11 protein-coding genes are annotated in these 13,313 nt (G+C 36.9%); 8 read left to right on the top strand and 3 right to left on the bottom strand.

What is annotated here, in order from left to right; translation table 11 throughout:
* Positions 1-144: 144 nt before the first annotated feature.
* Entirely contained in the window at positions 145-1,062 is a 918-nt protein-coding gene (locus RRY75_RS06225) for an ROK family protein (RefSeq protein WP_332527544.1), read from the bottom strand.
* 154 nt (positions 1,063-1,216) lie between these two features.
* On the opposite strand from RRY75_RS06225, the gene RRY75_RS06220 reads away from it, so the two are divergent.
* From RRY75_RS06220 to RRY75_RS06205, 4 genes are all read left to right on the top strand, one after another.
* Positions 1,217-3,586 (top strand): hypothetical protein, encoded by a 2,370-nt coding sequence (locus RRY75_RS06220; protein WP_332492026.1) that lies wholly within the window; start codon positions 1,217-1,219, stop codon positions 3,584-3,586.
* Between the two features lie 41 nt (positions 3,587-3,627).
* Entirely contained in the window at positions 3,628-5,358 is a 1,731-nt protein-coding gene (locus tag RRY75_RS06215) for a class I mannose-6-phosphate isomerase (RefSeq protein ID WP_332492024.1), read from the top strand.
* A 162-nt stretch (positions 5,359-5,520) separates the two neighbouring features.
* Entirely contained in the window at positions 5,521-6,246 is a 726-nt protein-coding gene (locus RRY75_RS06210) for a GntR family transcriptional regulator (protein ID WP_332492022.1), read from the top strand.
* A gap of 662 nt (positions 6,247-6,908) precedes the next feature.
* On the top strand, positions 6,909-9,083 hold the full coding sequence (locus RRY75_RS06205) for a DNA topoisomerase III (protein WP_332527543.1): 2,175 nt from the start codon (positions 6,909-6,911) through the stop codon (positions 9,081-9,083).
* A 180-nt stretch (positions 9,084-9,263) separates the two neighbouring features.
* Here RRY75_RS06205 and RRY75_RS06200 read toward each other — a convergent pair whose 3' ends face one another.
* Positions 9,264-10,166 carry an esterase/lipase family protein gene (locus RRY75_RS06200; protein WP_332527542.1) on the bottom strand — a complete coding sequence of 301 codons (903 nt, stop codon included), beginning with the start codon at positions 10,164-10,166 and terminating at the stop codon, positions 9,264-9,266.
* A gap of 143 nt (positions 10,167-10,309) precedes the next feature.
* Between RRY75_RS06200 and RRY75_RS06195 the strand changes: the two genes are divergently transcribed.
* From RRY75_RS06195 to RRY75_RS06180, 4 genes are all read left to right on the top strand, one after another.
* Entirely contained in the window at positions 10,310-11,302 is a 993-nt protein-coding gene (locus RRY75_RS06195; RefSeq protein ID WP_332492016.1) for an asparaginase, read from the top strand.
* Between the two features lie 268 nt (positions 11,303-11,570).
* A complete protein-coding gene (locus tag RRY75_RS06190) occupies positions 11,571-12,002 on the top strand; it encodes a YaiI/YqxD family protein (RefSeq protein ID WP_332492014.1) in 432 nt (143 codons plus the stop codon).
* Between the two features lie 61 nt (positions 12,003-12,063).
* On the top strand, positions 12,064-12,696 hold the full coding sequence (locus RRY75_RS06185; RefSeq protein ID WP_332527541.1) for a hypothetical protein: 633 nt from the start codon (positions 12,064-12,066) through the stop codon (positions 12,694-12,696).
* Between the two features lie 69 nt (positions 12,697-12,765).
* Entirely contained in the window at positions 12,766-13,053 is a 288-nt protein-coding gene (locus RRY75_RS06180; RefSeq protein WP_332492011.1) for a cupin domain-containing protein, read from the top strand.
* Between the two features lie 88 nt (positions 13,054-13,141).
* On the opposite strand, the gene RRY75_RS06175 is transcribed toward RRY75_RS06180, so the two are convergent.
* A complete protein-coding gene (locus RRY75_RS06175) occupies positions 13,142-13,300 on the bottom strand; it encodes a hypothetical protein (RefSeq protein ID WP_332527540.1) in 159 nt (52 codons plus the stop codon).
* Positions 13,301-13,313: the final 13 nt, after the last annotated feature.

Here is a 13,313-nt window from a genome sequence, read left to right as displayed (position 1 = left end):
AGAAGAAGTATTAGGTATTATAGATAAACTAACAAAATAAGCTTGATAAGAAATATAGGAGACATTATTAAAAAGGAGAATCCGTAGGGTGCTAGTGCCTACTGATTCTCCTTTTTAAGTGTAAATAAATGCAGTCTTGTTAAGTTAGTCTAGAAATAGCTGTTTAACGCCAATAAGTGTACTTAGGGAGGAGTCTGGACTTAATTCTATATGAACAGATGGGGGACATGTCGCTAAAGAAGCTTGTAACCCAGACTCAAACAAAGTATAACTTTTGGCAATTTGTCCACCAATGACTAATGTATGAGGTTCAAAAGTCTTCAAGAAACTTGAAATGGCCTCACCGAAATGCTTACCAAAGTATTTAAAAGTGGTAAGAGCGTACAAATCACCTTGTAAAGCAAGATCGGCTATGGACTTAACATCAGGCATAGAAATGCCATGAAGTTGTTCATGAAGCTTAAGAATACCACGTGCTGATATATGGTTGTCAATGATACTTCCTAAAAAGGGTGTATCATAAACCCAACCATTAGGTGGCACATCTTGTCTAGACGTAATGAGCTTGCCATCTTCTAAAAAGGCGGAGCCAAGACCTGTGCCGATACAAAGACAAAGTACTTTGCCGGTCATAAGGCTTTCATCTTGTACAGTCTCACCTAGTGCGTAGAGGCTTGCATCGTTTTCAAAGCGAATACTGTAATGGGGAGCAGCCTGTGCTTTGAAAGCTTCACAACTATCAAGTTTTACTTTAAGTACATGATGTAAATCTATGCCGTAGAGTGCATCATACTTATTAATATTTTGCATAAGAGAAATGCCATTTTTGTAGTCAAAAGGACCAGGAAATGCCATACCTATACCTTGTATAGTTATTGAAGAAGATACATTTTTTAACTCATCTATAATAATAGACGTAAAATGATTTAAAAGAGTTCCCAAATCTTCAAGAGAATGAGAAGGATAATGAGAAATTTTAGGGCTAAGTAGTTGACCGCTATCTGAAATAATACCAGATTTGATAGAAGTACCGCCTACATCTAGTGCAATAAATCCGTTCATAGTAAAATCCTTTCCAAGTAAAAAGATAATATGTTATAACATAAATAAAATATATTATAACATATTGAAATAGTTTATAACATATGATAGTATCAAATTAAGAAAAATAGTTTATAGAATACATAAAAGGAAGAACCACTTAGGAGGCCATAATATGTTAGATCGCAAATGGAAAATTTACGTTATTCACCACTCTCATACAGATATTGGTTATACAGATTTACAAGAAAAAATCATGTACAATCATATGGATTACATCAAATCAGCTACAGAAATGACAGCCGAAAGACCAGCATTCAAATGGAACTGTGAAACTTACTACTGTGTAGAGAAATTCTTAGAAGAAGCGACTGAAGAAGAAAGATGTGTTTTTATTGAACAAGTGAAACAAGGTGGTATGGGTCTTTCTGCAAGTTACCTTAACTTTACAGACTTAGTAGACAAACAAGTGCTTCACAATCGCACAAAAGCAATGGTAGATTACTTCAAACAATATGACATTCCTGTAAAAGTAGCTATGAATGCAGATGTAAATGGGATCTCTTTAGGGAGTTTAGATGCATTCTTAGATAATGGGATTGAATTTCTTTTTACTAACATTCACTGTCACCATGGTATGTACCCACTTTATCAAAATCAAAAGCCATATTTCTGGGAAAATCATGCAGGTAAAAAACTCCTTGTATGGAGTGGGGAGCATTACAACTTAGGTAATGCATTAGGCCTTGTACCAAATAAACATGCCAACTTCATGACAGAAAACTACTTTGGTCAAGAAAAACCAAAAACACCAGTGGAATCTTTCAAAGACAATTTATATGATTACTTAAAAGAATGTGTAGATAATGGTTATAGTTACGACTTCGTGGTAACAAGTGTATCGGGCGTATTCAGTGATAATGCACCTCCAAACATGGACATTCTTGACCTTATTGAAGCATTCAATGCAAGCTATGGTACAGAAGTAGAAGTTGAGATGGTAACAGTTGCACAACTTTATGAGGGCATTAAAGATAAACTTGGAGATATCCCAACTTACCAAGGTGACTTAACAGACTGGTGGGCACATGGCGTTGGTAGTACACCATATCCAGTCAAACATTACAAAGAAGCTCAAAGAATGTACCACCTTTGTGAACGTCTTGACCCAGAACATAAAGTCATGAGAGAAGACTTTGTTAAAGATGCAGAAGATAACTTACTTGTCTATGCAGAACATACATGGGGCCACTCTTCAACTATTACAAATCCATACGATACAATGGTACAAAACCTAGATATTCGTAAAAATAGTTACGCTTCTAAAGCACATGAAGCCACAGCGAAGAACTTAAACCGTATTCTTCATAGCAAAGGTGATCAATTAAGATACTACGACCGTGATGGCAAAATCAAAGCAGTCAATACATCTGATAGAGCGTGTAAAAAAGTTGTAGAGTTCTATATTGAAGTATGGAAATACGATGGTGTAGAAGTAACAGCTGATGCAACAGGTCAAGTGATGGAAACACAAACTTCCGCGCATCCAAGAGGCGTTCTTATTACTTTTGTAGACCACTTTGAGGCACATGAAGAAAAAACATATACATTTATTGAAAAGTTGCCAGTAGTAGTAAAAAATAATACACGTGTTGCTTACATGGGCTCGGAACGCGTAAAAGATATTGTGAATAACTATGACGCCGTGACTTACACATTACCTTATGGTATTGAAAATAACTTCTTTAGAATTGGTTATGAAGTAGGGAAAGGTGTAACTTCCTTCTATAACAAAGTAGACAATGTAGAGATGCTTAAAGAGGGGGATGCATGCTTCTTCACACCAATCTATGAAAATACAGAAATTCGTACAGATATCTATGAAGAAAGACGTCTTTTAGGAAGAAATATTAGAGGACTTCATGCACAAAAATACATTGCCATACTTAATGACCTTAAAATCATCGATAATGGTCCAGTATTTAAAACAATCGAATTGATTTACAAATTAGAAGGGACATACTTCAGTTCAGTAGTCATTAGAATGTATAACAACCTTCCAAAAATCGAATTCAAATACAAGATCGCAAAAACACTTTCAGAGAATATCGAAAACATTTTATTACCACTTACACTAAGTTTACCACAAAGTACACTGTATGTAGATAAGAGTGATGTATGCTTTAGACCAGGTATTGACCAACTTCCAGGAACATGTATGGAGTACTACCTCATTGACAATGGTTTAGTATACGAAACACCAACAAATAATATTTTAATTCAAACAAAAGATGCACCGATGATTTATATGGGTGAACTCACACATCATCCAGTTGTACTTTGTAATCATAAAGAAGAAAATAACCACCGTGATGTATATTCATGGATTATGAATAACATATGGGAAACGAATTTTAAAATGGACTTATCAGGTATTACAGAATTTTGTTATAGCTTAAATATGGTTGAAAAAGTATCCCCACAAGAAAGCTTCAAAGCAATGAAAGATGAAGACTTTGGTGTTGTAACATTTATGACAAACTAAGTATGTAACTCAGGGTAAAGCGATTAGGAGAGGACTAAAACATGGCGAGATATGATAAACATCCAGAAGTAAACGTAAAAGGTTATGATCATCATGCTGTAGCAGGCTATACTGCTACAGCAGAAGTGATTAAAAAAGACTTAAAAGAGGGCACAAAAAATGTAGTAGTAATAGACTGCTACCCAGGTGTTGATGTTGCAGAAGTAGTAAAGGGACTTGAAAGTCTTGCATTTGATACAGTAGTGTATACGGATGCATGCGCCCTTCAAGAGGAAGCACTTACGCAAGCAATTAATGAGTACTTAACTGAGGACCGTGTCTTTGGTGTCCTTACAACTAAGAACTTTAAAGATATTTTTGTAGCTGAAAAGGTAGAAGCGGTAAGACAGATGATAGAACAAGCTACAGGAAATATTCTTGTTATTGGTGTAGGAGCAGGTCTTATTACAACTGGTAATGTATATGTTTATGCTGATCTTGCAAGATGGGAGATTCAACTTCGTTACCGCAAAGGCATGAGTAACTGGAATGTGTCTAACGGGGATGCACCTATTTTAACAAAGTACAAAAGAGGTTTCTTCATAGAATGGCGTATGGCAGATAGACACAAGATGAATCATTTCCAAGACTTTAACTACGTGTTAGATACAAATGTTGCCAATGAGCCGAAACTCATTACAGCAGAAGCCTTCTTTGAAGGACTTAAGCAAACAGCAGCACGTCCATTTAGAGTTGTACCTTATTTTGACCCAGGTGTATGGGGTGGACAATGGATGAAAGATGTATGTGGCCTAGATAAAGACCGTGAAAACTTTGCTTGGAGCTTTGATGGTGTACCAGAGGAAAATAGCCTTTACTTACGTTTTGGTGATATTCGTGTAGAAGTGCCTTCTATTGATGTTGTATTCTATCAACCAGTAGAACTTTTAGGTACACGTGTGCATGCACGCTTTGGCAAAGAATTCCCTATTCGCTTTGACTTCTTAGATACTATGGGGGGGCAAAACTTATCCCTTCAAGTACATCCACTTACAGAATACATTCAACAAACTTTCGGAATGCACTATACACAAGATGAAAGTTACTACATCTTAGACTGTAAAGAAGGCTCAGATGTATACTTGGGTCTTAAAGAAGATATAGATAAACAAGCTATGATGAAGGACCTCTACGCTGCGCAAAGAGGAGAAAAAAGCTTTGATGCCGAGAAGTATGTCAATACTTTCAAAGCACATAAACATGATCACTTCCTTATTCCAGCAGGAACTATTCACTGTTCAGGTAGTGACACAATGGTACTTGAAATCAGTGCAACGCCTTACATCTTTACTTTCAAACTTTGGGATTGGGATAGACTAGGTTTAGATGGATTGCCACGTCCAATTCACATTGAACATGGTGAAAAGGTTATTGCTTGGGATCGTACAACAAAATGGGTAGAAGAGAACTTAGTAAGCCCTGTACAAGTTGTTGAAGAAGGCCAAGGCTACGTAGAAGAAAGAACAGGTCTTGATGAACGCGAATTTATTGAAACAAGAAGACACTGGTTCAGTGAAAAAGTACTTCACACTACACATAACAGCGTAAATGTGTTAAATTTAGTAGAAGGTGAAGGTGCTATTGTAGAAAGTCCAACAGGCACATTTGAACCATTTGTGGTACACTATGCAGAGACTTTCATTATTCCGGAAGCTGTAAAAGCGTATACGATTAGACCTTACGGTGCTTCAGAAGGTAAAAAGATTGCTACAATTAAAGCATTTGTAAGATAAAAGTTTACCCAAAGGGGCTGTTATAAAGCAGTCCCCTTTTGTAATAGGCTAGGATATTCTATGCCTAGCCTATTACAAAAGGGTGTAGCTCAATGAGGCAGGGCCTAATGAATATGAAATTAAGATTGTCTAAAATATATAGATAGAAAGTAGGAGGTATATATGCTAAAAAGAGGTAAAGGCGCCCCTACCCTTAAAGAGCAGCTAATGTCGATTATAGAAGAAGAGATTCAACAAGGCGTCTACAAGCAAGGAGAACTACTCCCAAGGGAAATAGATTATGAAGAAAAGTATGGTATAAGCCGTATTACAGTAAGAGCTGCTATTGGTGAGCTAGAGCAAAAAGGTTACGTAGAGCGTATCAAAGGGAAAGGAACAATCGTCTTAAAATATAAACAATCTGAGCCACTTCTTAAAATTGAAGGATTTACAGATGAAATGAAAGCCAAAGGTATTATACCTACTACTAAAAGTGCAACCATAAGCTTGGTAAAAGCAGATGAAACTTGCGCACGCGCACTTAAAATAGATAAAGGCATGCCGGTCTATGAAATTATACGTGTAAGATGTATTAACGATATCCCTGTGGTTAGATTTAAGACTTATATTAAATGTCATATTGACCTAGAACTTCAAGCTAGTCATTACTACGATTCACTGTATGATTATTTGAGAAATCACCATCAAGTAGAAATTTCAAAAATTACACAACGTATTACAGCAGGGTTAGCAGATGAGGTGCTAGCAGAAGAATTAAATTGCAATAAAAAAGGCCCTATGCTGATTTTAAAAAGAATAGGATATGATCAACATGGGGAAGTTTTTGAATACACAGAGGGTCAGTATGTAGCTTCTCGTTATGAGTATTATATGGAATTAGAAAAATAAAAGACATAATAAGCCGACCTAAAGTCACCTCCTCCCCGTATGAAACATAGGTAGACTTTAAGTCGGCTTATTGTTTTGTGGCAAGTGTTTAAGTCTATCCACTAAACTGCAATTAACATCTTAGAAAAAGGTTAGCCTATAAGTGTAGCCATAAGGAGTTACCTAGCTACTGGAGCATGGTCATAGACCTGTAGGTGAAAGGGATGTTTATGTACATATATCACGGCGAGGTGCTGAACATCTGCAGTACGTAGGGCTTACCGCTGGTATAGCTGTTAGGCGATAGCTTTCAATATGAGATTAAGTGCGGCATAGAAAGGATAAAACTTAAAAGATGGTACACCCATTGTACAAGGTTGCCACTCCCGAGTACAATGAGACCTAAGAAAAGCTAAGTTACAAGTAAGCACGGGGAGGAGACCTACAGGCTTCAAAGTTTTCTTAGTAGAAGGATAAGGTATTCCATTTATCTAGAATGGATAGAAAGCTTTATCCTTATATAACGTTATACGCTGAAAAAATAAAAATTCGTCACAACTCAGTTAAAAAAATTAAAAAATTAAAAAATTAAAAGAAGAGTGCTGTTTGGCAGCATCCTTTTAAAGGGCTTATCATATATGGTATGATAGAACAAGAGATCATGAAAAGGAGAAAAACTGAAAATGGCAAAAAAACTTGTTTTAGCAGAAAAGCCAAGTGTTGCACGTGACATAGCACGTGTTTTAAAATGTACAAAAAAAGGTAATGGATATTTAGAAGGCAACGACTACATCGTGACTTGGGCGCTTGGGCACCTTGTAGGTCTTGCAGACCCAGAGGCCTATGACGATAGATATAAAACATGGAGTATGGAAAGTCTTCCTATGCTTCCAAAACAAATGAAGCTAGTTGTACTTAAAGGAGGCGGCAAACAGTTTAGTAGTGTGAAAGAGCAAATGCTTCGCAAAGACGTAACAGAGATTATCATTGCCACTGATGCCGGGCGTGAAGGTGAGCTTGTAGCAAGATGGATTATTGAAAAAGCTAAAGTAAATAAGCCTATGAAGCGTCTTTGGATTTCATCTGTTACAGACAAAGCTATATTAGAAGGATTCAAAAGTTTAAAGCCAGCCAAAGATTATGAAAATCTCTTTGAAGCAGCAGTATGCCGTGCAGAGGGAGACTGGTTAGTGGGACTTAATGTGACCAGAGCGCTTACTTGTAAGTACAATGCACAGCTTTCGGCAGGGCGTGTGCAGTCAGCTACGCTTGCAATGATTGTAACAAGAGAAGAAGAGATTAAAAACTTCAAAGCTGAAGACTACTTCAACATCAAGGTGAAGGTGCCTAACTTTAGTTTAATGTGGCAAGGAACTAAGGGACCTAATATTTGGAATCAAGATGAGGCGAAGAAGCTTCAAGTACAACTTGAAGGGAAAGCACTTCAAGTCGTGAAGGTGGATGAAAGCCATAAAAAAGCTTATGCACCAGGGTTATATGATCTAACAGAACTTCAACGTGATGCCAACAGACTATATGGCATGAGCCCAAAAGAAACATTAAATGTGATGCAAAGACTCTATGAAAACTATAAGATTCTTACGTATCCAAGAACGGATTCACGCTATATTTCCCAGGACATAGTATCAACACTTAAGGATCGCTTACAAGCTGTCAATGTAGGGAACTTTAGACCAGCTGTGCAAGCAATCTTAAAGAATGGAATTAAAGCTGGCAAGCACTTTGTAGACAATACAAAAGTATCTGACCACCATGCGATTATTCCAACGGAAGAAAGTGTCATGATTGCTAAGCTAAGTAACGATGAGCGCAAAATTTATGAGTTAGTTGTTAAGCGTTTCTTAAGTGTAATGCTTCCACCTTATGAGTATAAGCAAACAACCATTGAGGCAAAATCAGGTGAAGAGACTTTTGTGGCTAAAGGAAAAGTTATGATTAATCAAGGCTTCAAAATGGTATACGACAAAGGCGAAGAGGATAGTGAAGAAACTGAAAATGGTGAAGTGAGCTTACCTGAAGTAAAAGTAGGAGACAGCTTAAAGGTAGTCAATGTGGAGTGCAATAAACTTCAAACTAAGCCACCAGCACGTTTTACAGAAGCAACCCTTCTATCTGCTATGGAAAGCCCACATAAATATGTGAAGGTAAGCAAAGAGGCTGCTAAGACATTAGGGGAAACAGGTGGAATAGGAACTGTTGCAACCCGTGCGGATATTATTGAGAAACTTTATAATATGTTCTACGTTGAAAAGAATGGCAACAGTGTGGTACCAACTTCAAAAGGTAAGCAACTTATTGAGCTTGTACCAGAAGAACTAAAAACCCCTCTCCTTACTGCTAAATGGGAACGTGAGCTAGAGCTTATTAGTAAAGGCAAGCAAAACCCTAAAGACTTTATTGCCCGCATGCGTAAGTACAGCAGTGAGTTAGTAGACACTGTAAAAGAAAGTACAGATCAATTTAAGCATGATAATGTGGTTGGCAAACGCTGTCCAGACTGTGGTAAGAATCTCCTTGAAGTTAAAGGGAAACACGGCAAGATGTATGTATGCCAAGATAGAGCATGTGGCTATAGAGAAAATGTAAGTAAGTTTACCAATGCCCGTTGTCCAGAGTGCCACAAAAGACTAGAACTGCGTGGACAAGGGGATGGACAGATTTATGTATGTACGACTTGTACATTTAGAGAGAAGGCAAGTACCTTCAATAATCGCTTTAAGGACAAACAAGGCAAAGGTGACAAGAAGTCTGTACAAAAATACATGAAGCAGCAACAAAAAGAAGATGAGGGTAACTTTGCATTTGCAGACCTCTTCGCTAATTTAAATAAAAAGTAAATATAAAGATAACTATGCAGACCAGACAGATGGAGACTTAATTTTGAAGTTGCTGGCAACAGATGTCTCTACGAGATGCCAGGAGAGTATAGTGATAGAAGGTGTACAACCTTACGCTATGTAGAGGAGCAAGTAGCTAACTTTTGGGAGCCAGATAATCACAGCTAATTTACTTCCTTCTTATAAAATAGAAGGAAGTAAATTAGCTGTTTGAAGGAGTAATTCACCATAATCTACATTAAATAGATACTGTTGACCTTCTAGTGCAAAAACGCTCTTAAGAGGTGTACAGCTATCCCCCTCAAGGGTTGATAATCCACCCATTACTTTCCCATCTGCCCACTTGTTTAAAGAACATGCAGGGAAAATCTCTAAAAGGTCTGAAGTTTGGAAACCACGGCCACCAATAAGAACAGTATGAATACCTCTGTCTGGAATTAAGTAGGCGAAGTTATTGAGACTATCTAAAAAGGTATTTTGAAAATGCATGGTGTCATAAGGAATAGAATAAGTGACTTGGTTGCGACTATAGACGAGGTAGTCACCGTAGCTTTTAGAGGGGAGAAATTCTGAAAGTGCAGGAAACTGTGAGGGAGCTAAGAACTGGAGAAAAAGGTTGAGATTTAAGGAGATAAAGTCAGGTTCATCAATACAAGGATAAGGAAATACGCCTCCACTTAAGTAACTAAAAGGTGCTGCAAAACCTGCGTTGGGTGTACCAACTAAGAGTAGTTGATTCACACTATAATCATAAAAGCCAGATTGAGCATAGTAACGGGCAATAAGGCCACCGGTGCCATGACAAATGAGGTTTACTTTCTTCGTATGATTGAGTTTCATAGCTTTATGAATAAGAGGAGAAAGTACAAAACGAGATAGGTCACTAGCACTTTGACGCCAGTCATAAAACATAATGAATAGGTTTTGATTAAGAATGTAGCCATGACGTTCCATTTCTTTAATGAATCGTACCCCAGTATAGTGACTTGGACCAAAATGCCAGGTGCCTGTATGGGGGATGATTTCTGCTCCTAGGGAGCCAAAAAGACCAGGAATAAAAATTAAGGGTAATTGAAGAGACATAGGTGCACCTCCTTGGCGAAAAATATCACAAAAAGTCTGTTAATATAGTCTATGCGGCAAAAAGGGGACGGTGATAAAATCCTTGAAATTACTCTGAATTATAGATATGATTGAAACAAGTAAAAACAACAAGAGGTGATGATATGCATAAGCCAAAAGTATGTATTATTTTTACGGGTGGGACCATTTCAATGACAGTAGATGATAACATTGGAGCAGCTATTCCTACCTTATCAGGAGAACAAATCCTATCTATGGTATCTAACATAGACAAGATAGCAGATATAGAAGTAGTTAACTTCTGTGAAATTCCAGGACCACATATGACATTAAGTAAGCTTTTAGAGCTTAAGAATCTTATCAAAAAGACATTAGATAGACAAGATGTTACAGGGGTTATTGTAACCCATGGAACAGATACATTAGAAGAAACAGCTTATTTTTTAGACTTAACTATTAGACATCACAAACCAGTAGTAGTTGTGGGTGCAATGCGCAATAGCTCAGAACTTGGATATGATGGATCTAGTAACTTGGCAGCGGCAGTATGTACAGCCATTTCTCCAAAAGCTATTGATAAAGGAGTACTCGTAGTCCTTAATAACGAAGTAAATATTGCTTCTGAGGTGACTAAAACGAATACGCTATCCCTTAATACGTTCCAATCACCTTATGGGCCACTTGGTATTATTGATACAAATGATCTGATTGTGTATCGTGATATTGCCTTTAGACAACATATTGATACAGATCATATTGAACGACGTGTAGACCTTATCAAAGCAGTGCTAGATATGGATGACCGTTTCATTAGACTTGCTGTAGATGGAGAAGCTAAGGGGATTATTATAGAGGCGATGGGAAGAGGAAACTTACCATTGAAAATGTTAGAAGGTGTGAAGTATGCACTTTCCAAAAATGTAGCAGTTGTCATTGTTTCAAGATGTAGTTCAGGGCGTGTATTTGAGTCTTATGGCTATGAAGGTGGTGGTAAGGAACTCTCAGATTTAGGTGCGATCATGGGTGGAGAGATGAGAGGACCTAAAGCACGTATTAAGCTCATGCTAGGACTTGGAAAAACAGAAGATTTGGAAGAGATTAGAAAACTGTTTACAGAAGAAAGTTATGTTTTATAATCACTTATAAAATGAATATTGAATTATTAAATAATATAAGGTCTATGAAGCTAACTTGAAATTTTTAGTTTTATAGACTTTGTGTGTATAGTAAAGAGTGGGTAGACAGCTGTCCTCTTATAAATAAAAACTTAAGAGATCTTTGGTATTAAGGGAGACAAAGTGCGATGAGAAGATATATACTAAGAAGTAGGTTGTAATTAGAAGTTAGAGAATGGCACTATAGATGAATAAAAATAGGACGATAATGATATAGAGGGAGAGAGGGATGAAAATATTAATAGATGGAGATGGATGTCCTGTAATAGATTTAACTATTAAAATTGGGCAAGCCTTTCAGATAGAAACGATAATCTTTTGTGACACAGCGCACTTGATTGAAAGAGAAGGGGCAAAGACAGTACTGATTCAAAAGGGGTTAGACGCAGTAGATTTTGTGATTGCTAATAAAGTAGAAGCAGGAGATGTTGTAGTGACTCAAGATTATGGACTTGCTACAATGATTTTAGCTAAAAAGGCATATGCTATTAACCAAAATGGATTGATCTATACACCAGAGAATATTGATGAATTACTTTTTAGGAGACATGTTGCAAAGATTACAAGGGAGGCGGGGAATAAAACAAAAGGGCCTAAGAAAAGAAGCAAGGAAGATAATGAACGATTTGAAAAGAGTTTAAGACGATACATGCTCTTATAAAAAAATGCTCATACTAATTTTTAATAGCTTTAGCTAGAATGGATTTTAAAAGGAGACATATATGCGTGAGACGTTAGGGCCAATTCATTATTGGCTATATCATAAAATACAATTACAAGAACAGCTTATTGAGGAGCTTTTAAGGTGGGGGAATGAAAAAAGAGCAGAGGTAATAGAGTTAAGAATAGAAAGTCATAAGCTTTATGGCAAACCAGCAGAAGGAAAATTAGAGACCTGCGTACAGGGTAAGGATATTCATAGGTGGTTACAAGAAAAACTAGACAGTGTTGAATACCGCTTAGCTTATATTTTTACACTTTTACTAGATGATAAATACATTACTATGGAAGAAACTCAGGCAATTTTTAGAGAAAATGGCTTAAACACAGCAAAAAGCATGCATATTTGTAAGGCCCAAGACAAGCCTATGGATGCACGAGAACTTTACAAAAGGATTTATGACTGCCTATTAGAGGGGATGCCCTGTGACGATGTTAATGAAATAATAGTATCCACTGTAGATGAAGTTGTTTGGAAAAGAACGAAGTGTATTCATCAAAAGTACTGGAAGCAAGTAGGTGGGGATATTATTTATTTCTATGTCTTTAGGCAAGCATGGGTAGAAGGATTTTTACAAGACAGCGGTATGAAATATGAAGAGCTTCAAAGACATATCTATGCCATCAAAAAGTAGTGGTATAAAAATAGGCAGGGATAGCCAAAATAGCACAGTGACAAATGCTAAAATAGGAAGGTATACAGAATGAAAGCAATTAATGTACATGAATTAAGAGAGAAAGTGACATTAACTGAAAATGAAAGCTTTAAAGCCATTTATTTTGTATTTGAAGAAGAGTCAGCTATCCCACAGCATACTTATAAGGGACTTGCTACTGTACAAGTCATCTGTGGAGAAGTACAAGTTCACTTTGTGAATGGGCAAAGTGTTACACTAAAAGAAGGGGACTTTCTACCTTTTGATGCAAGGATAGAACACTATGTTATTGCAAAAGAAAAGACGAAAGCCCTCCTAACTATTCAACAGTCTTAAGATTTATCCTTAGAGTGGCTGTGGAAAGTGTGGATGAAATAAGGTTTTTTGATGCTATTAGACATAAGGGTGTGGATAATAATAAGTTTTATTTCATATAAGTTTCTAAAATAGGTACTGCATAGGCATAAATATTACCACATCCAAGTCTAGCACCAGAATTACCACTAGGTTGATTTGTAGGATTGTAATGACCACCAGCAGCTAAGAAGGGGGTAGAATTCTCGGACATACCTGTACTTGTCATAATGCTCCTTTTC

This window comes from Niameybacter sp., assembly GCF_036655075.1.
In the GTDB taxonomy this organism is placed as follows: domain Bacteria; phylum Bacillota; class Clostridia; order Lachnospirales; family Cellulosilyticaceae; genus Holtiella.
Note: the sequence above shows the minus strand (reverse complement) of the source record. Positions and strands in the feature narration are given on the sequence as shown.

Coding starts and splice junctions, on each gene's coding strand:
- RRY75_RS06185 (WP_332527541.1), top strand. CDS start 12,064: ATGCGTGAGACGTTAGGGCCAATTCATTATTGGCTATATCATAAAATA.
- RRY75_RS06220 (WP_332492026.1), top strand. CDS start 1,217: ATGTTAGATCGCAAATGGAAAATTTACGTTATTCACCACTCTCATACA.
- RRY75_RS06210 (WP_332492022.1), top strand. CDS start 5,521: ATGCTAAAAAGAGGTAAAGGCGCCCCTACCCTTAAAGAGCAGCTAATG.
- RRY75_RS06215 (WP_332492024.1), top strand. CDS start 3,628: ATGGCGAGATATGATAAACATCCAGAAGTAAACGTAAAAGGTTATGAT.
- RRY75_RS06205 (WP_332527543.1), top strand. CDS start 6,909: ATGGCAAAAAAACTTGTTTTAGCAGAAAAGCCAAGTGTTGCACGTGAC.
- RRY75_RS06180 (WP_332492011.1), top strand. CDS start 12,766: ATGAAAGCAATTAATGTACATGAATTAAGAGAGAAAGTGACATTAACT.
- RRY75_RS06225 (WP_332527544.1), bottom strand. CDS start 1,062: ATGAACGGATTTATTGCACTAGATGTAGGCGGTACTTCTATCAAATCT.
- RRY75_RS06190 (WP_332492014.1), top strand. CDS start 11,571: ATGAAAATATTAATAGATGGAGATGGATGTCCTGTAATAGATTTAACT.
- RRY75_RS06200 (WP_332527542.1), bottom strand. CDS start 10,166: ATGTCTCTTCAATTACCCTTAATTTTTATTCCTGGTCTTTTTGGCTCC.
- RRY75_RS06195 (WP_332492016.1), top strand. CDS start 10,310: ATGCATAAGCCAAAAGTATGTATTATTTTTACGGGTGGGACCATTTCA.
- RRY75_RS06175 (WP_332527540.1), bottom strand. CDS start 13,300: ATGACAAGTACAGGTATGTCCGAGAATTCTACCCCCTTCTTAGCTGCT.